Annotated in this window: 16 protein-coding genes and 2 pseudogenes; 8 read left to right on the plus strand and 10 right to left on the minus strand. The window is 69.4% G+C overall.

The annotated features are described in order from the left end of the window. Window positions 1-131: 131 nt before the first annotated feature. From ABZ396_RS22140 to ABZ396_RS22160, 5 genes and pseudogenes are all read right to left on the minus strand, one after another. Window positions 132-1853: an MFS transporter gene (locus ABZ396_RS22140; RefSeq protein ID WP_358918018.1), complete on the minus strand. Its 1722-nt coding sequence runs from the start codon at window positions 1851-1853 to the stop codon at window positions 132-134. A 61-nt stretch (window positions 1854-1914) separates the two neighbouring features. Next, the gene (locus tag ABZ396_RS22145; protein ID WP_358918078.1) at window positions 1915-2319 is read right to left on the minus strand and encodes a MarR family transcriptional regulator; all 405 of its coding nucleotides are present in this window, start codon (window positions 2317-2319) and stop codon (window positions 1915-1917) included. Between the two features lie 355 nt (window positions 2320-2674). Then, window positions 2675-2878 (minus strand): annotated as a pseudogene (locus ABZ396_RS22150) (MFS transporter); the annotation flags it as partial. 19 nt (window positions 2879-2897) lie between these two features. Continuing rightward, entirely contained in the window at window positions 2898-3755 is an 858-nt protein-coding gene (locus ABZ396_RS22155) for a DMT family transporter (protein WP_358918020.1), read from the minus strand. Between the two features lie 148 nt (window positions 3756-3903). Further along, window positions 3904-5676: an ABC transporter ATP-binding protein gene (locus ABZ396_RS22160; RefSeq protein WP_358918022.1), complete on the minus strand. Its 1773-nt coding sequence runs from the start codon at window positions 5674-5676 to the stop codon at window positions 3904-3906. A 207-nt stretch (window positions 5677-5883) separates the two neighbouring features. Between ABZ396_RS22160 and ABZ396_RS22165 the strand changes: the two genes are divergently transcribed. Together ABZ396_RS22165 and ABZ396_RS22170 are read left to right on the plus strand one after the other, a co-directional pair. After that, window positions 5884-6147, plus strand: coding sequence for a DUF2630 family protein (locus tag ABZ396_RS22165; RefSeq protein ID WP_358918024.1), 264 nt, complete (start codon window positions 5884-5886; stop codon window positions 6145-6147). 161 nt (window positions 6148-6308) lie between these two features. Continuing rightward, the gene (locus ABZ396_RS22170; RefSeq protein WP_358918026.1) at window positions 6309-7322 is read left to right on the plus strand and encodes an amidohydrolase family protein; all 1014 of its coding nucleotides are present in this window, start codon (window positions 6309-6311) and stop codon (window positions 7320-7322) included. A gap of 242 nt (window positions 7323-7564) precedes the next feature. On the opposite strand, the gene ABZ396_RS22175 is transcribed toward ABZ396_RS22170, so the two are convergent. After that, the gene (locus ABZ396_RS22175) at window positions 7565-8083 is read right to left on the minus strand and encodes an aldo/keto reductase (protein WP_358918028.1); all 519 of its coding nucleotides are present in this window, start codon (window positions 8081-8083) and stop codon (window positions 7565-7567) included. An 83-nt stretch (window positions 8084-8166) separates the two neighbouring features. On the opposite strand from ABZ396_RS22175, the gene ABZ396_RS22180 reads away from it, so the two are divergent. Continuing rightward, window positions 8167-8910: a YoaK family protein gene (locus tag ABZ396_RS22180; protein ID WP_358918030.1), complete on the plus strand. Its 744-nt coding sequence runs from the start codon at window positions 8167-8169 to the stop codon at window positions 8908-8910. Window positions 8911-9121: 211 nt separating this feature from the next. On the opposite strand, the gene ABZ396_RS22185 is transcribed toward ABZ396_RS22180, so the two are convergent. Both ABZ396_RS22185 and ABZ396_RS22190 read right to left on the minus strand, forming a co-directional pair. Continuing rightward, window positions 9122-9790 carry a response regulator transcription factor gene (locus ABZ396_RS22185; RefSeq protein ID WP_358918032.1) on the minus strand — a complete coding sequence of 223 codons (669 nt, stop codon included), beginning with the start codon at window positions 9788-9790 and terminating at the stop codon, window positions 9122-9124. A gap of 133 nt (window positions 9791-9923) precedes the next feature. Further along, on the minus strand, window positions 9924-11759 hold the full coding sequence (locus ABZ396_RS22190) for a DUF4118 domain-containing protein (RefSeq protein ID WP_358918034.1): 1836 nt from the start codon (window positions 11757-11759) through the stop codon (window positions 9924-9926). Window positions 11760-12137: 378 nt separating this feature from the next. Between ABZ396_RS22190 and ABZ396_RS22195 the strand changes: the two genes are divergently transcribed. The 4 genes from ABZ396_RS22195 to ABZ396_RS22210 all read left to right on the plus strand — a co-directional run bounded on the left by ABZ396_RS22195 (window position 12138) and on the right by ABZ396_RS22210 (window position 17407). Continuing rightward, entirely contained in the window at window positions 12138-12611 is a 474-nt protein-coding gene (locus ABZ396_RS22195) for an ATP-binding protein (RefSeq protein ID WP_358918036.1), read from the plus strand. Window positions 12612-12763: 152 nt separating this feature from the next. Continuing rightward, window positions 12764-14242: a catalase gene (locus ABZ396_RS22200; protein WP_358918038.1), complete on the plus strand. Its 1479-nt coding sequence runs from the start codon at window positions 12764-12766 to the stop codon at window positions 14240-14242. A gap of 160 nt (window positions 14243-14402) precedes the next feature. Further along, on the plus strand, window positions 14403-14627 hold the full coding sequence (locus tag ABZ396_RS22205; RefSeq protein WP_358918040.1) for a type II toxin-antitoxin system VapB family antitoxin: 225 nt from the start codon (window positions 14403-14405) through the stop codon (window positions 14625-14627). Window positions 14628-14839: 212 nt separating this feature from the next. Continuing rightward, window positions 14840-17407 (plus strand): LuxR C-terminal-related transcriptional regulator, encoded by a 2568-nt coding sequence (locus ABZ396_RS22210; RefSeq protein ID WP_358918041.1) that lies wholly within the window; start codon window positions 14840-14842, stop codon window positions 17405-17407. Window positions 17408-18145: 738 nt separating this feature from the next. Here the strand turns inward: ABZ396_RS22210 and ABZ396_RS22215 are convergent. Continuing rightward, entirely contained in the window at window positions 18146-20011 is a 1866-nt protein-coding gene (locus tag ABZ396_RS22215) for an arabinofuranosidase catalytic domain-containing protein (protein WP_358918043.1), read from the minus strand. Between the two features lie 385 nt (window positions 20012-20396). Between ABZ396_RS22215 and ABZ396_RS22220 the strand changes: the two are divergent. Continuing rightward, window positions 20397-20750, plus strand: a pseudogene (locus ABZ396_RS22220) (MFS transporter); the annotation flags it as partial. Between the two features lie 246 nt (window positions 20751-20996). Here ABZ396_RS22220 and ABZ396_RS22225 read toward each other — a convergent pair. Then, window positions 20997-22520, minus strand: coding sequence for a catalase (locus ABZ396_RS22225; RefSeq protein ID WP_358918045.1), 1524 nt, complete (start codon window positions 22518-22520; stop codon window positions 20997-20999). Between the last annotated feature and the right edge of the window lie 65 nt (window positions 22521-22585).

The raw sequence follows: 22585 nt of genomic DNA on the forward strand, positions 1-22585 counted from the left end.
GGACGGAGTCCGTGGCCGGCCCGGGCGGTCAGGCGCAGGCCGACCATGGTGAGCCGGACGAAGGCGACCCGACCCGGTTCGACCGAGCGCCGCCGGGCCGTCGCGCCACGGCGGCGGGCCGATTCGCCGGGTCAGGCCGGGTTGTCGCGTAGTTCCACGAGCGTGGACGCCGTCAGCGGCAGTGGCGCGTCGGCCGGGTCGACGAGGACGACCGTGCAGGTCGCGGCATGGGCGAGCGCGGTGGTGAGACTGCCGTCGGCGAACTGGGCGAGCGGACCGCGCGGTGAGCGCCCGACGGCGACGGCACGGGCGTGGACCTCGGCGGCGTGCCGGGCCAGCATCCGCCCCGCGGCGGCGTGATCACCGACGCTGTCCAGGACCTGGCCGGTGGCGGCGAACCCCTGAGCCGCGAGCCGGTCCAGATGGCCGGTCACGGCGGCCCGGGCCTCCTCGGCGGTCTCGGTGTCCGCCGCCTGCTCCTCGACGACGGCGGTCCGCTGGACGTGCACCACCTCCAGCGGGCTGCCGGTGTCCCGCGCCAGCCGGGCGGCCGCGTCGACGATGGCGGCGGCCCGCTCGTGGTTCCCGACGGCCACGACGACCGGGCCGGAGCCGGCCTCGACCCGCCGCCCGACGGGGGTGAGGGCCGGGAGGACCGGCTCCCCGCCGCCGAGACGGGCCTCCGCCTCGCGCAGCAGCCGGTGCCCGCTGGCCAGGACCGGAATCGCGAGCAGGAAGGTGCCGGTGCCCAGGTAGAACGGCACACTCAGGTCGGTGGCGTCGGCGAGCTTCCCGGCGACGTACGGGGCCAGGCCGCCGCCGATGAACCTCAGGAAGCCGTACGCGGAGGAGGCCACGGGACGTTCCACCGGCGAGACCACCATCACCGCCTGCGTGGTGAGCGTGTTGTTGATGCCGATGAAGACGCCGCTCACGATGACGGCGACGATCACGACCGTCGGCGAGTCGACCCCCGCGGCGATGACGGCCATCACCGCGCCCAGGCCGACGAGATTGGCGTACAGCACGGGGGCGGTGCCGAAGCGGGCCTGCAGACGCGGCGCGAAGAAGACGCTGAACGCGGCCACCAGCAACCCCCAGCAGGTGAAGACGAGCCCCAGCTGATGGGCGTTCAGCTCCATTGGGTAGGGCGCGTAGCCGAGCATCGTGAAGAAGCCCCAGTTGTACAGCAGAGCCATGATGCCCATGGTCAGCAGACCGCGGTGGCGCAGCGCCGTGATCGGGGCCAGCGGTGAGGTACGGCGCTCCGGCTTGGGCAGCGCCGGCACGAAGGCCAGCGTCGCGAGGAGCGCGATCGCCATCAGGACGGCGACGCCGAAGAAGGGACCCCGCCAGCTGATGGCGCCCAACTCGCCACCCAGCAGGGGGCCGACGGCTATGCCGAGGCCGAGGGCGGTCTCGTAGAGGATGATCGCGCCGCCGAAACCGCCGCTCGCCGAGGCGACGATGACGGCCAGCGAGGTGGCGATGAACAGGGCGTTGCCCAGCCCCCACCCGGCGCGGAAGCCGACGATGCCGTTGATCGAGCCGGAGGTGCCGGCGAGCGCGGCGAACACGACGATGATCGCGAGCCCGGTGACGAGGGTGCGCTTGGCGCCGATCCGGCTGGACACCCAGCCGACGATCAGCATCGCGACCGCGGTCACGATCAGGTAGCTGCTGAACAGCAGTGAGACCTGGCTGGGGGAGGCGTGCAGGCTCTCGGCCAGTGCGGGCAGGATCGGGTCCACGAGGCCGATGCCCATGAACGAGATCACACAGGCGAACGCCACGGCCCACACGGCCTTCGGCTGTCTGAAGGGGCTCGCGGCCCTCGGGTGCGGTGCACTCATCAGCGGTCCTCTCTCCGGATGCGGACGGACGGGACGGCCCCTGGGGGAAGGGCCGGAGTGGTCAGTCGCGGGCCTGGCGTTCCTCTATCGCACGGGCCAGGGCGGGCAGGGCGAGCCGTACCGCCCGCTGTTCGGGCTCGGTCAGCTCCTCGATCAGTTCCTGGAGGGCGTGGGCGCGTTCGGCGCGCCGCTGCCGGAAGACATCGAGGCCGGTCCGGGTGATCTCGACCAGGACGCCCCGGCCGTCGGTGCTGTCGGCGTTGCGGGCCACCAGCCCCGCGCGCTCCAGCCGGCCGACGAGTTGGGTCATCCCCGGCTGCGAGACGCCTTCGGCACGGGCCAGTTCGGTCAGCCGCAGCGGACCCTCCCGGCCCAGCCGGGCCAGCGCGGAGGAGGCGGCGGTGCTCAGGCCGCCGGCGGTGGCGCTGTGGCGCACGTGGCGCACCAGCCGCTCCACGGCGATCATCAACTGCTCGGCCGAACCCGCGGGGCCCTCCGTGCCCGCCGACCCGTCGGAGGCCTGCCGATCTTCGACCCGGTTGTCCATAACGGCATTATGCATCTAGCTGTACTGTGAATCAAAGGGTCCGGGTTTCCGGGTTGCCGGGTAACGCCCGCCGCGTCGGGGAGCGTCGGCGAGTCCGTAGCTGAGGCGGCATCACATCCTCGCGTACCCCCACCCGTGTTCGAGCGCCACGTCATAGGCCGCCCGGGGTCGTCGACGCCTTCCCGCGGGCCTTCGGCCAGACCCCGGCTCCCATCCGGCGGACTGACGGACGACGTCCGCGCCGGAGGTCACCCGCGGGCCGCTTCCGTGTCCCTTACCCCTGCGGCGACCGGGCGGCAGGCGTGGCGAACACGGCGGCGACCACCAGGACGAGCACCAGGATCAGGGCGTGCCGCAGTCCGAAGTGCTCACCGAGGTATCCGAGGGAGGGCGGGCCCACCAGGAAGGCGACATAGCCGACTGCCGCGGCCAGTGAGATCCGGGCGGCGGAGCCGGGGCCGGAATCGCCCGCCGCGGAGGCCTCTGAACCGGCCCCCTCAGTGCACGACGTCCGCGAGGTGGGGTACGACGCGCGTCAGCCGGACCACGCCCCACAGGATCAGTCCGGCGCCGATCGCCTCGGGCAGCAGCCACCAGCCGGTGCGCACCGACTCGTCGAACAGGGCCACGCCCAGCAGCAGGCTCACCGCCGCGTCGCCGATCGTCAGCGCGGGCTGGGACGCGACGAGCGGACCGGCCTGCAGTGCGTTCTCCAGGAGCATCAGCGCCGCGATCCCGGCGAGCGCGAAACCGTAGGTCTGCCAGGTGGTGAGGAAGGCGGGCAGGCCCGCGTCGGCGAGCCGGCCGGTGGCCGACTTCATCAGCGCGGCGGTCAGCGCGTTGCCGATCGCGGCGCCCGACGCCAGGGCCGCCGCGCGGAACAACGGCGACGAGGAGGACCGTTCGAGCAGCACGGTGCAGGTGATGGCACCCACGGTGAGGGCCAGGGCCGGGATCCAGCGCTGCATGGACGCCTGCTCCCGTCCGCCGGACGGGGCAGCCGAGGCGAGGAGGAGGGCCAGGCCGGTCACGACGACCGCGATCGCCCGCCATCCCTGCGGGCTCGGCCGTCGGTGCAGCAGCGGCACGGCGATCAGCAGAGCGAACGGCAGCTCCAGCATGAACAGCGGCTGGACCAGCGCCATCGGTCCGTTCACCAGGGCCAGCGCCTGGAACACCGCGGCCCCCGTGACGCCGGCGATCCCGATGGCCCAGGCGGGCCGTCGTGCCAGGGCGAGCAGCAGGCGCACCCCACGGCTGCCGGGCAGCGTGGAAGCGGCCTTCCGCTGGAAGGCCGTGCCCGTCGCATTGCTGACGGCACCCAGGACGGCGAAGATCACGGCGAGCACCATCATGGTTCCAGCATGCCGTGAGCGGGGCACGCGCTCTCCCCGAGGGCACCGCCGGAGCCGTCCCCGGCCGCATCGGTCTCTCACATGCTGGGAAGCGGATCCCGAGCATCAAGATGCCTGAGTCCGCCGCGCGTCCCCTGGGCCCCTCCGGTCAGGCCACCTGCCCACCGTGCAGCGCGGTGTAGACACCGCCCCGGCGCAGCAGTTCCTCGTGGGTGCCGATCTCGCGGATACGGCCGTCGTCCATCACCACGATGCGATCGGCGCCGCGCACGGTGGACAGCCGGTGGGCTACCACGAAGGTGGTACGGCCGTGCAGCAGGCGGGCCAGGGCCTGCTGCACGAGCGCCTCGGAGCGGGTGTCCAGCGCCGAGGTGGCCTCGTCGAGCACGAGGACCCGCGGATCACGGATCAACGCCCGTGCGATGGTGAGGCGTTGGCGCTGACCACCGGAGAGCCGTGCGCCGCGCTCGCCGACCAGGGTGTCCAGTCCCTGGGGCAACTCGTCCACGAACTCAAGGGCGTTGGCGTCGCGCAGCGCCGCACGCACCGCTTCCTCGTCGGCCTCGTCCTCCATGCCGTAGGCGACGTTCTCCCGGATCGTGCCGTCGAAGAGGATCGACTCCTGCGGGACGACCGAGACGAACCGCCGGTAGGTGCGCAGATCGAGTCCGCTCATGTCGGTGCCGTCGAGGAGCAGCCGGCCGGCGGTGGGCCGGATGAACCCGATGACGAGATTGAGCACGGTGGACTTGCCGGCACCCGAGGCGCCCACCAGGGCGACGGTCTCGCCAGGCACCACATCGAGGGTGAAGTCCTGCACGGCCGGGCGGTCGGTGTCCTCGTAGGCGAAGCCGACCCGGTCGAACGTGACGGCACCGCGGACGGCGGTGACCTCCGTCCTGCCTTCGTTGTCCTCCAGTTCGGGCGCCTGCAGCACCTCACCGACCGAACGCACCGACTCCAGCCCCTTGGTGATGACCGGGGCCAGACTCGTCAGCGTCGTCGTGGAGTTGGTGAGGGTGGTCAGGAAGGCGCTGAGCATGACGACGTCGCCGGCGGAGACACCCCACACGCCGTAGTACGACACCAGTGCGGCGGCGGCGAGGACGGAGACGCCGATCACGTTGAGGATCACCCAGGCCAGCGAACCGAAACGGCCGTTGACCAGGTCCAGGCGCATTCCGGAGGTGAGCAGCCGGCGCAGGGTGCCGTCCATGCGGCGCAGCGCCTTGCCCTCCAGACCGTGGGCGCGGGTGACCGGGATGAGCCGCGTCATCTCGGTCACCCGGGAGGAGAGGGTCTCCACCTCGTGCCGGAAGTGCTCGTTGTGGGTCCGCAGCCGCGACCGCAGCCGGGCCACGAGCACCGTTGCGCCCGGCACCACGACCAGGAACACGGGCAAAAACTCCGGTGTGCGGACGGCGATGATCACCAGTCCGCCGGCCAGCACGGTCAGCGCGCCCAGGCCCTGCTCGGCGGTCTGCTGGACCATCTGCTCGACGGTCTCGACGTCCCGCACGACCTTGGCCTGGAGGACGCCGGCGCTGACCCGGGAGTGATAGCCGATGGACAGCTGCTGCATGCGGGTGCACAGCGCGGAGCGCAGCGTGGTGCCCATACGGCGGACGCTGCCGTAGAGGAGCCGTACATACAGCACATGCAGCGGGTAGTTGACCAGCAGGATCGCCATGATGATCAGCACGGCCGTCCACAGCCGGGAGACCTGCCGGTGCTGCACGACCGTGTCGACGACCGAGGCGGTGATCAGCGGAAGGAGCCAGACGGGGCTGTGCTTGACGGTGAACACGAGGACCGCCGCCGCCAGGCTGCGGCGGTCGGCGCGCAACAGGTAGACGAGTGTGCGGATGGGATGTTCGCCCCGGTAGCGGTGGTCGAGCGGCCGTTCCGACGTCGACGCCATCGGCGGTGATCCTCCCTGCGCGTCCGGCTTCCAGCAACCGCTTTCCGCCGGTCACCGTACACCCCGCGCCTCACGAGCACAGTGGGTCTGCTCGACTGATCGATGCGGCTGGGGGCCGAGTGGGAGAAGGTGGTGGAAGAGGGGCGGACGAAGCGGCGGGCGCCCCGAGGCAGTTGTGATCCACTCCGTCGCCGGAAAGAGGCAGCCATGACAGGACCAGAGGCCGAGGCCGAGAAGCAGATACTCGGCCGCATCACGGAAATGATCAGCCAGGAGAAGGACCTGCGTGAGCGCCTGGCGCAGCAGGACATCGACGGGACGACCGAGCACGCCCGCCTGGCACATCTGGAGACCGAACTCGACCAGTGCTGGGACCTGCTCCGGCAGCGGCGGGCCAGGGTCGCGGCGGGTCAGGACCCCACCGAGGCGAATGTCCGTTCGGCGTCCCAGGTGGAGGGCTACCTGTCCTGAGGACCGCACCCGCTCGGTCCGGCACGACCGCACCCGCCACGGTCCGATGGGCAGGGAGGGCGGCCCCGCACAACGCGGCGCCGCCCTCCCTGCCCCACAGGGAACGGACCGCCGTCGGAGAGGGACTGGACTCGACGTTCACCAGCACCGATCGTGGCGGTATGAACGATCACCGCACAGCACCCGCCGCCCCTGCCGAACCCGTCCCCGTCCCCGCCCAGGGCCCCTCCGACCGTCCGGGAGCACCGGTGCCGGACGATGCCACAGGCACGGCGGAGGGCACGAGTGAGGCGGGTTCGCGGGCGGAGGCCGGTGAGGTTCGCCGATTCCGGGAACGGCTCGGTCTTCCCGGACTGGTCGACGTCCACACGCACTTCATGCCTGAGCGTGTCCTGCACAAGGTGTGGAACTACTTCGACACGAACGGCCCGCTGATCGGGGGACTGGAGTGGCCGATCACCTACCGCAAGGAGGAGGAGGAACGCACCGCCCTGCTCCGGGAGTTCGGGGTGCGGGCCTTCACCGCGATGCTCTACCCGCACAAACCCGGCATGGCGATGTGGCTGAACGCGTGGGCCGCCGACTTCGCCCGCCGTACCCCGGACTGTCTGCACACCGCGACCCTGTACCCCGAACCGGGCGTCGAGACGTACGTCCGCGAGGCCGTCGAAGCAGGCGCCCGGGTGTTCAAGGCGCATGTCCAGGTGGGAGCGTACGACCCGGCCGACGAACTCCTCCAGCGGACGTGGGGCCTGCTGGCCGACGCCGGGATCCCTGTGGTGATCCACTGCGGCTCCGGTCCCGCGCCCGGCAAGCACACCGGCCCCGAGCCGATCGCACGGGTCCTGGCACGGCATCCGAGGCTGCGCCTGATCGTCGCTCATATGGGGATGCCCGAGTACGAGGACTTCCTCGGCCTCGCCGAGCGGTACGAGGAGGTGCGGCTTGACACGACGATGGTGTTCACCGACTTCACCGAGAGGTTCATGCCGTTCCCCCGCAACGCGCTGCCCCGGGTCGCCGCCCTGGGCGACCGCATCCTGCTGGGATCCGACTTTCCCAACATCCCCTATCCCTATGTGCACCACCTCCACGCCCTGGAACGTCTGGACCTCGGACAGGAGTGGCTGCGGGCGGTCTGCCACGACAACGCGGCCCGGTTGTTCCGGCTGTGACCGGGCGCACGGTTCCAACAGCGCACGCGAGTCCGCCTGCGTCGGCATGTCCTCGCCGACCGACGGCGCGCCTGCCGCATCGCGCGGGTGAGGGCGGCTGCTCAGCCGATCGCGGTGAGATGGTGCGATACCGCCGAGACGTCGCCGGAAAATGGCCTTCAGTGTCGGCGAGGTGGTCGGGGCCGGCCGGTTCTCCGACGACATGGAGAGTCCGGAGTCCGGACGGGGAGGCTGGGCAGCTTTCACGCCATGTCTTCCGGGGTGGGGCCGCCGAACGGCATTGCAGGGGCCATGATGCGTCGATTTCGGCAAGACCCTCTCCGCTCAGCCTCAGGCCGAGGGCCCCGAGGCTCTCCTGGAGGTGGGCCGGCGTACGCGAACCGAGGATGGCGACCTGGACGGTCGATGGGCAAGCATCCAGGCCACCGCCGGCTGGGCGATGGTGACGCCGCGTTCGGCGGCGGCCTGGTCGAGCGCGGCGACGACGTCCGGATAGCGCCGGAACCCGGGCCCGGTGAACGCCCGGCTGTGCGCCCGCCAGTCGTCTGCGCCGAAGAGGCGCTACCGGTGGTGGCGCCGAGCAGTCCGTGGTCGGCGGCGAGTGCCCGGCCGAACAGCCGCTCGGAGCGGCCGAACCCGTAGGCCTGCGCGGTGTCGAAGAAGTTGACGCCGGCCGAGCGCGCGTGACCGATCGTGCTGACGGCCGCCTGCTCGTCCGCGGGCCCCCAGCCCCCGCCGAACTGCTGGGTGCCGTACGCCATCGGCGCCAGTTCCAGTGAGGTTGGGCATCTGTGCGCCTGGTGGGTGTGGGAGCGGACGCCATTGGGACCTCTTCGTCGGCACGATGCGTTCAGGGCTGGGGGCCGTACGCCATGTCAGCCGCGCTGCCAGGTCATGCGTATCGCGTGAAGCCGGCTCACCAACCTGGGCACCACCCTGGGTCTCGCCCAGTTACCTCCGCCTGGGCCGAGTATTCGTCGCGAACATGACGGGCAATGTAGTGTTCCTCGGCTTCGCCGCGGACCCTCACTCCGGCCTCTCCGCAATCGCCTCGGTGATCGCGATAGCAGGGTTCCTCCTTGGCGCGCTGGCCGGCGGCCGGGTCGCACACACCCTTGCCCCCGGGCCGGCTCGCTGGCTGGCCACCGCGTTCACCGCGGAAGCGGTCCTTCTCGGCCTGGTCGCCCTGCTCACCGGCATCGGCGTACTGCCCTTCACCGGAGACGGCAGGTTCGCCACGATCGCCCTCCTCGCCGTCCCCCTCGGCGTGCAGAACAGCACCGTCCGCCATCTCGGTGCCCCTGACCTCACGACCACCGTGTTGACGCTGACCCTCACCGGGCTTGCCGCGGACAACCCGCTGGCACGCGGGCCCGGGGCCAAGCCTCACCGTCGGCTCAGCTCCGTCGCGGTCATGCTCGCCGGCGCCGCAGCGGGCGCGGGCATCCTCCAGTGGTCCTCCGTCGCTGTCATCGCGATCGCAGCCGCCCTCGTTGCCGCTGTCGCGGTCCTCTTCATGACCGCCACCCCTGATGTCATCCTCCGGACGCGCCCGGCTCCCTCGCCTTCCGTCGGACTGCGTACCTGATCCGGCAGTGCTGCTCGCCCCGACGTCGGCGCCCACACGAGTTGCAGAGACCTGGCAGGCCCGAATGGGGCCCGATGGCCTGACGCGGCGGGCAGTCCGGCAAAGGAGGGCGATGCCCGCGCGCCCCCGGACCCGGCGGTAGCCGCTTATCAGTCGTGGGGTTCAGCGAGGAGCCCGGTCGGTCAGCGGGGTGTGACGATGAGGTCCGCGATCAATGCATCCGGCGGGATTCCAGATAAGTGATGACAGCGCGAACGCGCCGGTGATCGTCTTCCCCCTCCTGAAGCCGCATCCGGCACAGGATGCTGCGCACGTGCTTCTCGACGGTGCCCTCAGCAATCCAGAGCCTGCGGGCGATGCCCGCGTTCGAGCGCCCCTCCGCCATCAAAGCGAGCACTTCGCGTTCACGCGATGTGAGCTGCTCCAGCGGGTCATTCCTGTGGCGGGCGGCGATGAGCTCCTGCACCAGAGCGGGGTCGACGACCGAGCCGCCCTGGTAGATCTGCTCGATCGCCTCGAGAAAGCCGTTGACGTCGGTCACCCTGCTCTTCAGCAGGTAGCCGACGCGCTGCCCGGTGGCCAGCAGCTCTACCGCCTGCTCGACCTGGGCGTGTGCCGAGAGAAGGAGGATCCCGGTCCTGGAGAACTCCTTGCGGATGACGAGGGCTGCGTCGAGACCCTCGGTGGTACGACTGGGCGGCATCCTGATGTCGACGACAACCACCTCGGGCTGTCGCTCACGGACGAGGCAGAGGAGTTCGGATGCGTCACCGGCCTGGCCAACGATCTCGTGCCCGGACCGGTCGAGCAGGCTTGCGAGCCCCTCGCGCAGCAGGACGTCATCGTCCGCCAGCGCCACCCGGATCCGGCTTCCGTCCACCGCTCTCCATCATCGTGACCTGAGAGGTACGGGGTTTTCCACCACCATCGTATAGGCCTCGTGGGCCGGTAAGGCGGGCCATGATGCCGCGACCGTCAGCCATGGCGGAGGCAGCGCCGCGGGGAGCCGGCGGTTACACGACATCGGTCGGAATGGTGATGAGCAGCGACGTACCACTTCCCAACGGGCTGGTGATCTCCATCTCGCCGCCGAGCACCGCAACGCGGTCCTTGAGGCCGATGAGTCCCGAGCCGTGGTCAGTGTCGGCTCCTCCGACTCCGTCGTCGCGGATGGCGAGCCGCACGACTGCGTCGTCAGCGGTGAGGCTTACGTCAACCACTGAGGCCTGTGCGTGTTTGGTCACATTCGTCAATGCTTCCGAAACGATGAAATAGACAGCGGTTTCGATAGCCTCGGGCAGCTGCCGAACTTTGCACACGTTCAGCTCGACCGGGACGCTCGAGCGGCGCGCGAGCATCTTCAGGGTCGGGCAGAGGCCGCCCCTGGACAAGATCGCCGGGTGCAGGCCACGAGAGAGCTCCTGGAGGTCCTCGACGGCACTGGTCAAGCCGTCAACCGTGTGCGACAGACGGGCTTTGAGCGCGGGTGTCGCGATGGCCTCGGCCGCTCGCAGTTCCAGCCCGAGCGCGACAAGACGCTGCTGTGCTCCATCGTGCAGGTCGCGTTCTATGCGGCGACGCGCCTCATCGGCGGCTGCGATGATACGGGCACGGGATGCCTTGAGCTCGGCACGGCTTTGCGCGTTTGCGATCGCGGTCCCGAGGAGTTCGGTGAATTTCACCATGCGCTCGTCGATCGCTTCGGGCGGCGGCTGGTTGTCGCGCGAGAAGGCGATGATCACGCCCCACACCCGGTTCTCGACCATGATGGGGCAGCCGACCACCGACTCGACCCCCCATTCAAGGGCACGCTCGATGATCTCGGTGTCACCCTTGTAGGGATCGGCCCTCGCTGGTTCTCCGGTCCGCCAGACCTGGCTGGTCACGACGCCATCCGCGATCGGCCAGCGCGATCCGATCGGCAGGAACCCCTCCCGGCCGCCATGATCATCCCAGTGACTGACCAGGGTCATCGTGCCGTCGGGCTCGAAGCGCTGCATGTCGATGTTCCGGTTGCCCAGGATGCGGCTCATCTCGCCGGTGACCGCGTCGAACACCTCGGACGGGTGGGCTCCGCAGGCGACCAGCGTCGCGATGCGCCGCAACGCGGCCTGTTCCTCCGCGACCCGGGCACGCTCCGTAAAGCTCGCCTGCAGAGCGACGCCCACCGTCTCGCGGTCCACTGCCGCGCTCAGCAGGGCCTGCAGCGAAGGCACCACTTGCTGGCGCAGCAGCACCAGCGTCGGCTCAGGCAGACCGGCGGGGACCAGGAGGGTGGCGATCTGAGTGGCGTCGTCGCGCAGCGGAAGCGCCACACAGTCCTCGTCGTCGGTGACGACCCCGGACCTGATGGCCGCGTTGGGCAGGTCGAACGACTGGGCCAGGCACTGTGCGGCTGCCGGCAGCGCCGAGTTCAGGTTCTCCGCGCGCAGCAGCAGGTGGGCGAGGTCGGCGGCGAGGACAGCGGTGCGACGGTGCTCTTCGGCCTGGATGGCCCGTGACCGGGCAAGGTTCCCGACGTAGCCGGTCAGCAGCGCGGTGGGGAGGAAGACCGTCATCGTCACCCATTGCTGGCTGTCGGGGAGCGTCCACTGTTCGAACGGCGGCAGGTGGAAGTAGTTGTAGGCAAAGGTACTGGCCACTGCGGTCGCCAGTCCCGGCCACAGACCCCATAGGGTCGAGATCACCAGCACACCGAGCAGATACACGACACCCACGTGAACCTGGGGATCAAATTGCCGGAGCGGGTAGAGCAGAACCGTCACGACGGCGACGCAGGCGACACTGGCCAGGAGTCCGACCGTCAGGGATGGAGTCCGGCGCAGTAGCGGCCTGGGCCTCACGTGCACTGACTCAGTGTATCCGCGTGCACCGTGCGGGCATTTTGGGTCGGGCGTTGGCCTGCCCGGTGAATCCGTTCACGACCTCGCGCGGGTCGACGGCCGGCCGGGCGTACTTCCGGCATCGACCCCTGCAGATCCGATGCCGGCCGGGCGCGATCAGCGCTCTTGCGGAGATTCTGGATTTCCCTTGATTCCCGGTCCAGGAGCGAGCAGCGCCGGAGTTGCAGCTGGCAGGTATACCGACAGACCCGTTGGCGGGAGCCAAAAGTGGGGGCTGCCCGCGCAGACCGCAGACGTCTTGAACGGGATCGTTGACAGCGAAATCAACTCCCATGGTGACCTCATCCGGGGATTCCAGAGGTGGTTACGGATCGGAGGCCGAGAATGCTCACGGATCAATCTTGCGCTGGGTCGAAGAAAGCGTTCGGCGGCGCTGCCGGCGATTCCGAAGCAGCTGCTCACCACGTCTCGTGGTCGTTCTACTCCGAAGCCTGCGCGGTGTCGGAGGCACGGCATCTGGTATGCGCCCAGCTGTGTGATTGGGGACTCGACGAGCAAAGCGACGTCGTCGAACTGCTTGTCAGCGAGCTGGTGACCAATGCGCTGCGTCACGCGTGGGGAGGACCGACCGTGACCCTCTCTGTCCAGGACTGCACGCTGCACTGCGAGATCGGGGACGCAAATCCCACCCTTCCTCCGCCCTGCCCAGCCCATAACCGTGGCGAGGACGAGGAAGCAGGTCGAGGACTACAAATCGTCGATGTGTTGTCCGGCTCCTGGGGCAGCGACCAATCGGCCGCTGGAAAGATCGTCTGGTTCGAACTCCCCGCCCGGCCGACAAGCGGGTCCCAAGAATGATGTACGGCGGGCGAACGCTGCCAACGCCGATGGGACGACCGCTGACTGGCTGAGCGCACTGCGGCAGCTTTCCCGGACCGTCCCGAGACGACGAGCAAAGCGCTTTTCGATCAGGGTTTCCCGCACGACCAATTCCCAACCGGAGATGCAAAGTGACTGTAACCGACGGACCGCGCCCCATACTCACCACCGAAGCAGGCGCGCCCCTGGCAGACAACCAGAACACCGAGACCGCCGGCGTGGGGGGCCCGCTGCTCCTACAGGACCAGCAACTGTTCGAGAAACTGGCGCACTTCAACCGCGAGCGGATACCCGAGCGTATCGTGCACGCGCGTGGCGCCGGCGCGTACGGCACCTTCACGCTGACCCGGGACGTCAGCCAGTGGACCCGGGCAAAGTTCCTGTCCGAGGTCGGTAAGCAGACGGAGGTCTTCGCACGCTTCTCCACGGTGGCGGGCAACCTCGGCTCGGCGGACGCGGTGCGCGACCCGCGCGGTTTCGCGCTGAAGTTCTACACCGATGACGGCAACTACGACATGGTCGGGAACAACACCCCGGTGTTCTTCATCAAGGACCCCAGCAAATTCCCCGACTTCATCCACACCCAGAAGCGCGACCCGTACACCGGCTCGCAGGAGGCCGACAATGTCTGGGACTTCTGGAGCCTGTCGCCGGAGTCGACGCACCAGGTGACCTTCCTGTTCGGCGACCGCGGCATCCCGGCCTCCTTCCGGCACATGCACGGTTACGGCTCGCACACCTATCAGTGGAACAACAAGGCCGGCGAGCTCTTCTGGGTGCAGTACCACTTCAAGACCGACCAGGGGATCAAGAACCTCACCGCGGAGCAGGCCGCCGTCCTGGCGGGCGCCGACCCCGACAGCCACCAGCGCGATCTGCGGGAGAGCATCGAGCGCGAGGAGTTCCCCAGCTGGACCGTACAGGTGCAGATCATGCCGGCGGCCGAGGCGGCCGACTATCGCTTCAACCCGTTCGACCTGACCAAGGTCTGGTCGCAGACGGACTATCCGCCCGTCACCATCGGCACGCTGGAGCTCAACCGCAACCCCGACAACATCTTCGCCGAGGTCGAGCAGTCGATTTTCTCCCCGTCCCACTTCGTGCCGGGCATCGGTCCGTCCCCGGACAAGATGCTGCAGGGCCGGCTGTTCGCCTACGCGGACGCCCACCGCTACCGCGTCGGCATCAACGCCGACCACCTGCCGGTCAACCGTCCGCACGCCACCGAAGCGCGAACGTACGGCCGCGACGGCGAGCTCTATGACGGCCGCCACGGGCGGGCGAAGAACTACGAGCCGAACAGCTTCGACGGCCCGGTGCAGACCGACCGGCCGCTGTGGGCGGCCACCGAGGTCTCTGGCCTCACCGGTAACCATGCCGCTCCGCAGCACGCCCAGGACGACGACTTCGTCCAGGCCGGCGATCTCTACCGGCTGATGTCGCCGGACCAGAAGGAACGCCTGGTGACCAACCTGGCGAACGCCATCGCCGGGGTCTCCGCCGATCGCGACGACATCGTCGAGCGGGCCGTCAACAACTTCCGTCAGGCCGATGCTGCGTTCGGCACCCGCCTGGAAGCGGCCGTGAAGGCACGACGCAGTCGCTCCTGAAAACGGGACACGCACGGTCCGGTCCGGGACCGGAACCAACACCGATGCCAACCCACGCACGACCATGGTGCGGCCGCTCAGAGCCCTCTCGCGGGAAGCGTCCGCACCGCGTACCACGACACGACACGTCAGCTCCTCAACGAAAGGTCAACCAGTGGCCATGCCCAAAATCACGATCGACGTCAACTACGGGATGCTCGCCGAGGCGGCCAGGATCTTCGACACCCTCACGAAGACCTCCACGGTCAATGCCGCTTTGGAAGACGCCGTCAAGCGCCGCAGGCTCGAAGGGTTCTCCTCCTCGTCCAAGGAGGACGCCCCGGCCGGCAGTCGCAGGGGACCGATCGACGTCGAGCACGTGCCGAGCTGGTCCCCGGCACGCTAGTGCCGCAGCGTCCCGCGTCCCACACCACCTTCCCCAACATCTGCGCTCGGAGAGGTCCAATGTCAGTCCCCTCTGTCCCGCTTACCAGCTCCGGGCGTGTCAACCGGGCCACGGCCGGTATTCCCGCTTCCTTCGATCCGGTCACTCCCGCTGTCAGCGGAGGGATCGTCTCGCGTCGCGGACTGTTCGAGCGGCTTGGGGCAGCAGCTCGTGTGACCGTGGTGTCGGCGTCAGCGGGGAGCGGCAAGACGTATCTGCTGCGGTCCTGGATTCGCGATGCCGGCCTGACGGAACGTGTCGCGTGGGTGTCGGTGCAGGACGAGGACCCTGATCCGCAGCGGTTCTGGATCTCGGTCGCCGAGGCGCTGAGGGACGCGACGGTCGGGTCGGCGCCGGTCAGGGAGGTGACGGCGGCGCCGGACCTCGACGGCTGGGCGATCGTCGAGCGATTGCTGGAGGACCTTGGCGCGCTGGACGACCAGGTCTGGCTGGTGATCGACGACCTGCACGAGCTGGGCTCCAGCGAGGCACTGGGCCAGCTCGAGCTGTTGCTGATGCGCGCGCCTCGGGGGCTTCGATTCCTGCTTGCCACCCGGCGGGACATGCGGCTGGGGCTGCACCGTCTGCGACTCGAGGGCGAGCTGACCGAGATCCGCGCGGCCGAGTTGCGCTTCACCCGCGACGAGGCGCGCGCGCTCCTGCACGGTGCCGGGGTGCAGCTGTCCGATGCCGTCCTCGCCCAGTTGATCGAGCGGGTCGAGGGATGGGCCGCCGGCCTGCGGCTGGCCGCCCTGTCGCTGGTCGGGCACGCCGATCCGGAACGGTTCGCCGCCCAGTTCTCCGGTAGCGAGCGCACAGTGGCGGAGTATCTGTTCGCCGAGGTGCTCGACCGGCAGAGCGAGCCGGTCCGGCGGCTGCTGTTGCGGACCTCGCTGCTGGAACGGGTGAACGGCGAACTCGCGGACCTGCTGACCGGGGGGTCGGGCGGGGAACGGATCTTGCAGGAACTCGAGGCCGCCAACGCGTTCGCGGCCGCGCTGGATCCGGCGCGGTCGTGGTTTCGCTACCACCAGCTCTTCGGCGAGTTGCTGCAGCTTGAGCTGCGGCGTACCGCGCCGGACGAGGTCCAGGTGCTCCATGCCACCGCCTCCGGATGGTTCGCAGAGCACGGCTGCCCAGTCGAGGCGATCCGCCATGCCCAGGCGGCGCAGGACTGGAGCCGGGCGGCTCGCCTGCTGGCCGACCACTGGCTTGCTCTTGCTCTCGACGGTCAGGTCACCACCGCGCACAACCTCCTTGCCGGATTCCCGCCCGGTGTGGTGGCGGCCGATGTGGAACTGGTCGCGCTGACCGCGGCCGCCGAGCTGGACCGAGGGTCGCTTGACGGAGCAGAGCGGTATCTCGCCCTGGCAGCAGGCGAATTGGAGTCGATTCCGGCCGATCGGCGGGGAGTCTGTGAGTCGTTGCTTGCCGTCCTCCGAATGTTGCTCGGCCGCCAGCGCGGCGACCTCCCGGCCGTGGTCGAGGAGATGCAGCGGCTGCTGGGCCCGAGCGAGGCTCTGGACAGCAGGCAGTTCCGGCTTGGCGGGGACCTACGTACGGTGACGCGGCTCAGTCTCGGCATAGCCGAGCTGTGGTCTCTGCGAGTCGAAGAGGCGGAACGGCACCTGGAACAAGGCCTCGCGCTGGCACGCCGGACCGGGCGGCCCTACCTCGAGATCAGCAGCCTGGCGCATGGGGCGCTGGCCGCGAGCTTCCGGTGCTTCGCGGAGGTGGAGGAGCGAGGCAAGCAGGCGATCGAGCTGGCCCGGCGGCACGGCTGGCTCGACGAACCAGTTGTCGCCGTCGCCTACCTGGCGTTGTGCGACACAGCCGTCCGGCAGGGAGACCTGGAGAGGGCAGAGCGGTACCTTGGCCACGCCGAGCGTGCACTTCGGGCAGAGGTTCAGCCCGCGGCCGCGCTGCTGCTGGACTGCGCCCGCGGCCATATCGAGATGGCACGCGGCTGTGATGAGGAAGCCGTCTCCGCCTTCCGGGCCGCCGACAGACTGACCGAGCAGACCGGGCCGACGCGGCTGTGGGCCGGGCATACACAAGCGCTTCTTCTGCTGGCCAGGGCACGGCTGGGCGATACCGAACTCGCCGAAAGGGCCCTCTCCGAGCTGGACGACGAGGAATGCGAAACAGCACAGATGCGAACCGCCGTGGCGGCATTGCGGCTCGCACAGAACGATCCGCAGGCGGCGATCCTCACGCTGGCGCCCGTTCTCGAGGGTTCTGTCGCCGTGATGAACCTGCGTGACTGGGCTGTCCAGCCTTTCCTGCTGGAGGCGATCGCACGCGACAGGCTCGGCGAGCCGGCCACCGCCTGGCGTGCCCTCGAGCACGCGCTCGATCTCGCCGAGTCCCACGGCATCCTTCTGCCCTTCCTGCTGTATCCGGCCCCGCGGCTCCTCGAGCGTCACGCCCGCGACCGCACCGCGCACGCCGCCCTGGTCTCTGAGCTTCTGGACCGGCTGGCCGGAAAGAACCGAGTAGCACCGCCCGGGGACGCGCACCACTTGCGTGAGCCGCTCAGCGACAGCGAGACCCGCGTTCTCCGCCATCTGCCGACAAACCTGTCCGCTCCGGAGATCGCCGCAAAGCTCTGCGTGTCGGTGAACACGGTCCGGACGCACACGCGCCATGTCTACGAAAAGCTCGGTGCGCACTCTCGCGCGGAAGCCGTTGAGGGCGCGCGCGCTCTCGGCCTGCTCGCACCCTCCTCACGCAGGCCCTGAGCTCGACTCCAGCCGGGGCTGGGCCGCTGAGGAACTCCTTCCAGAAAGGAACAGTCGCGTTCAGCTTTCATGGCGCGGTCGGCGGCCGTCGCTACACCAATCCCGCGGACGTGACCGCAGCGTGCGCACCTGGCGGCGTCGCGGTGTGCTGGACCTGATCGACCTGTAGCCCTTCGCTGGTGACGAAGTTGGATCCCCCTTCCAACGCCCGGATATGGGAGCCATCGACGGCCGCCCGGAAGAAATCCGGGGCGTTCGCGCCGCACAGCTTGGTGAGGAGGACGTCGTGCAGCCTGGGCCACACGGCGGCCTCGGTCCATTCAGCTAGGGGGTGCCGTCTGGATCAGGTCGGCAGTGAGGAACAGTTCCTCCTGACCGAGCCGAGCGGGGTCTGGTGCGTGCAGCTGCAAGGCGGAGGAGGCGTGGACAATCAGCCGCTGCCGCGGCGGGCGAAGCGGTGGGGGCACCCCCCGGCCGAAGGCTGGGGGACGTCGGCGAGTGACGACAACGCCGCTGGGGGCACCCCCTCTGGGCGAGTGCGTGCCATCGAGTGGATCGAAGCCGTCGAACAGGACGATCTGGGCGTGCATGAAGGGCCCTTCGGGGTGCGGAACACCCGGCCTCTGCCGGGCACGCACCGAACGTAACCAGCGGCCTCTCCGCCTCCCAGTGGCATGGGTGACACCCTTCAACGGAATAATGCCGAGGCCGGGAGAGGCCGCCGATCCGCGTCGGGATTCAGCTCAGGCTGAACTTCTGTGCGGTGGCGCCGTTGCAGTCCCAGATCTGGAGGCGGGTGCCGTTGGCGGTGGCGCCGCTGGGGGAGTCGAGGCAGCGTCCGGACTGCGGGTTGAGGAGGGAGCCGTCGGCTTGCTGGACCCATTTCTGGCCGCCGACACCGTTGCAGTCCCACAGCTCCACCATGGCGCCGTTCGCCGTGCCGTTGCCCACGATGTCCAGGCAACGGCCCAGCGTGGCGAGCGAGTTGTCGGACCGGTGGTACCAGTGCTGGTCGACCGCGTACGACTGGCAGTCCCACAGCTGTACGGCGGTTCCGTCGGTGCCGGTGTCGTCGGCGGCGACGTCCACGCACTTGCCGCCCGGGCCCTTGACCGGCCCTCCGCCGTTCACCGAGAACTTCTGTGCGGTGGCGCCGTTGCAGTCCCAGATCTGCAGGCGGGTGCCGTTGGCGGTGGCGCCGCTGGGGGAGTCGAGGCAGCGTCCGGACTGCGGGTTGAGGAGGGAGCCGTCGGCTTGCTGGACCCATTTCTGGCCGCCGACACCGTTGCAGTCCCACAGTTCCAGCTTGGCCCCGCCTGCCGTGCCGTTGTTCTCGATGTCCAGGCACCGTCCGAGCGTGGACAGCGAGCCGTCCGGGTTGTGCGTCCAGTGCTGGTCCTCGGCATACGTCTGGCAGTCCCACAGCTGTACGGCGGTTCCGTCGGTGCCGGTGTCGTCGGCGGCGACGTCCACGCACTTGCCGCCGGGGCCGGTGATCGTCCCCTGCGGGCCGTTGGGCACGTCCGTCCGGCCGCTGTAGCCGACGGAGACGATGTTCGCCTGGACGGAGTTCTCGGCGGCGTCGGTGGGATAGCCGGAGACCATGACGCCCTCGAAGAAGGTGCCCCGGTTCCAGTTGCTGTTGTCGCCGCCGATCCCCAGGATGATCCCGCCCTCCTGGTGCATGGGCTGATAGCCGCCCCGGGTGGGCAGTGCTCCGTCCCACCAGGTGTTCAGCCCGCCGGACCGCGAGTCACCGCCCTTGAGGGCGTACCGGGTCTGCCCGTTGTTCTTCAGCTCGGCGGTGACGAAGGTGCTGCTGTTGCCCAGGTTCGCCGTGTTGGAGCCGTTGTCGCCCTGGAACATGCCGTTCTCCAGGTCGGCCTCCACCCAGGGGCCGTTCCCGGTGCAGGGCGCGAAATAGCAGGTGGTGGCGATCGATACGGCGTCCATGTGCCCGTTGCCGGTGTCGGCCGGAGTGCTCTCCGCGTTGCCGTAGTCGAAGCAGCAGGCGGATCCGACCTGGGTACCGCTGGCCACCATGTAGGCGCCCTCGGGCTGACCGCCCACGGCGACTCCGGAGGCGACGCCGGTGTAGCGGTAGCCCACGCCCGGTGAGATCCACAGCCCATACACCGTGTGCCCGCCCGCGGTGACGGCGATCTCGGACGCGTCGGCGCCGCGGTCCGCACCCATGCCGGCGGTGCCGGCGGGCCCCGGCGTCAGGTCGTTGTGCCGGCCGCTCTGGTCGTAGATCTTCGTGATCCGGCAGCCGCCGCTGTTCTCGCAGAAGGCGTCCTGGGCCGCCGCGTTGGCGTACCCGCCGGGTGCCAGCGGCCCGATGTCGAGGGTGGCCCCGTCCGAGACGCGGGTCACCTGGTACAGCGGGCCGTTGTAGGAGGACAGCAGCGCGCGGGTGACGCTGTGCGCGGCCACGCACGGCGTGCCGGCCGCGGCGTAGATGTCGCACGGCAGCGAGCCGGCGGCCTGTGAGACGGCCGGAAGCCCGAGCAGCAGCCCGAGAGCGAGCCCGAGGGAGGCCAGCACGGCGACGACCCGTGACCTCCGTATCCATGATCTTGTCCACGGTCTTGGTGAGCTCATGACATTCCAGGCGGATGGGGAACCACGCACGGCAAGTCCCTTCGAAGCTGGAGTGGGGGAGGGCGGCACCCGACGGCGCGGCGGCACAGCTCTTCGATCGGCTCGGCCCGGAACCTACGCACACTGTGCGACCGCGTCAATATTTGTTTCCTTTTCTGGGTCAGACCAAGTCCGGAGTGTGAACTGCTGTTGCCCCGTGTGGGTTTCGGACGTATCGGCAACGCCCACGGTGCAGGAGCACAGACCGTGAAACGTCTGATCGTGGAAGGCCGTGAAAGGGGGAGGCAGCGTGGCCGGAGCCGTACCCGACGGGCCCTCCGGACCCGGTCCGGTGAAGCTGCCTCCGACAGTCGCCGAACTGCCCCGGCAGGTCCGCGACGATCTCATGCGCAGGCTGCTGCGGAACGACCGGGCCTTCCGCAGCGGTGACGTGCAGGTCGTCGAGCCCCCGCTACTGCGGCGCGCGGTCGGCGCCTCGGCGCTCGGCAACTGCATGGAGTGGTTCGACTTCGGCGTCTACAGCTACCTGGCCGCCACCATCGGCAAGGTCTTCTTCCCCGGAGCCTCGCCCGGGGCCCAGGTCATCTCCTCGTTCGCCACCTTCGCGGCGGCCTTCGTCGTACGGCCCCTCGGCGGACTCTTCTTCGGCCCGTTCGGCGACCGGGTCGGGCGGGAGAAGGTACTCGCCACCACCATGATCATGATGGCGCTCGGCGCTTTCGCCATCGGGCTCATCCCACCTGTGCGCCGCCTGCCTGCGGGACGCGCGGAGCGGGCCACACTCGGTGTCGTCGACGCGTTCGCACCCGCGCTGAGGTGCCGTGTGGGCGCGCGTCGCCCGGATCAGCGTCCCCCGTGCCGGCCGTTACCAGGCCGGCGATCTGCACGCGCGGGCGGCGGCCGCAAGCAGTAAGCGCCACGGGCCACCGACGCAGTCGGTGGCCCGTGGCGCATGGCAGACGTACCTGTTTCCCCGCTGTTGAGGTCAGGCCTTGCGCTGCATGGAGCTTCGTGCCGGATTGCCCTGTTCGGCGGCCTTGGGATCCTTCTCGTCGGCCTTGGACCGTACGCCGTCGGCGATGCGCTTGCCGATCGTCTCGTCGATGTTCGACCAGTACGTGAAGGCGCGCTGGAGGACGGGTTCGGTGACGCCGTTGAGGAGATGCCCGACGACATTGTCGACCAGACGGTCGCGGGCGGCGTCGTCCAGCACCTCCCGCACCATCGTGCCGGGCTGCCCCCAGTCGTCGTCCTCGGCGTGCGAGACGTACGCGGTACGGGTGATCTCGCCGTCGGCCGTCCAGCTGGGCCGCGGGCCGAAGCGGGCGGGGTCGGCCGCGGGACCGCCCTTGGAGTTCGGGGCGTACACCGGATCGGTCGTCTTCCGGTAGGCCATCGCCCCGTCCTTGGAGTAGGTGTGGACGTCGACGATGGGCGCGTTCACGGGGAGCTGCTGGTAGTTGGCGCCGATGCGGTGCCGGTGGGCGTCCGCGTAGGAGAACAGCCGGGCCAGCAGCATGCGGTCCGGGCTCGGCCCGATCCCGGGAACGAAGTTGTTGGGCTGGAAAGCCGCCTGCTCGATCTCGGCGTGGTTGTCGGTCGGGTTGCGGTCCAGGGTCATCCTGCCGACCGGGATGAGCGGATAGTCACCGTGCGGCCACACCTTGGTGAGGTCGAACGGGTTGAAGCGGTAGCCCGGGGCTTCCGCGTACGGCATGAGCTGCACGTACAGGGTCCAGCTGGGGTACTGGCCGTCACGGATGTGCTCGAAGAGGTCACGCGTGTGGTAGTCCGTGTCGACGGCGGCCATCTGGTCGGCCTCGTGCTGGGTGAAGAACTCGATTCCCTGGTCGGTCTTGAAGTGGTACTTCACCCAGTACCGTTCGCCCCTGGCGTTGATCCACATGTACGTGTGGGAGGTGTAGCCGTTCATGTGGCGCCAGGTCCGCGGGATACCGCGGTCGCCCATCAGCCAGGTGACCTGGTGGGCGGACTCCGGGGACAGCGTCCAGAAGTCCCACTGCATGTCGTGGTCGCGCAGGTTGTTGTCCGCGCGGCGCTTCTGGGACCGGATGAAGTGCTGGAACTTCATCGGATCCTTCACGAAGAACACCGGCGTGTTGTTGCCGACCATGTCGTAGTTGCCTTCGCTGGTGTAGAACTTCACCGCGAAGCCGCGAGGGTCGCGCCAGGTGTCCGGGCTGCCGCGCTCACCGGCGACCGTCGAGAAACGAATGACCAGGTCGGTGCGGGTGCCCGGCTGGAAGAGGCCTGCCATGGTGTAGGCGCTGACGTCTTCGGTCACCTCGAAGTGACCGAACGCGCCGCTCCCTTTGGCGTGCGGCTGGCGCTCGGGAATCCGCTCCCGGTTGAACTGCGCCATCTGCTCGATCAGATAGGCGTCCTGCAGCAGGACCGGCCCCCCGGGTCCCACGGTCAGCGAATGCTCGTCGCTCTCGACGGGGGCACCGGAGTCGGTGGTGGTGGCGAGGGGAGGTTTCTGCGTCATGACTCTGCCTTTCTCCGCACGGAGCAGTGAGGTGCCGGTCCTCGCCGTGCCCATGGACCGGCCGG

The organism is Streptomyces sp. NPDC005866, from assembly GCF_040629895.1.
GTDB lineage: Bacteria > Actinomycetota > Actinomycetes > Streptomycetales > Streptomycetaceae > Streptomyces.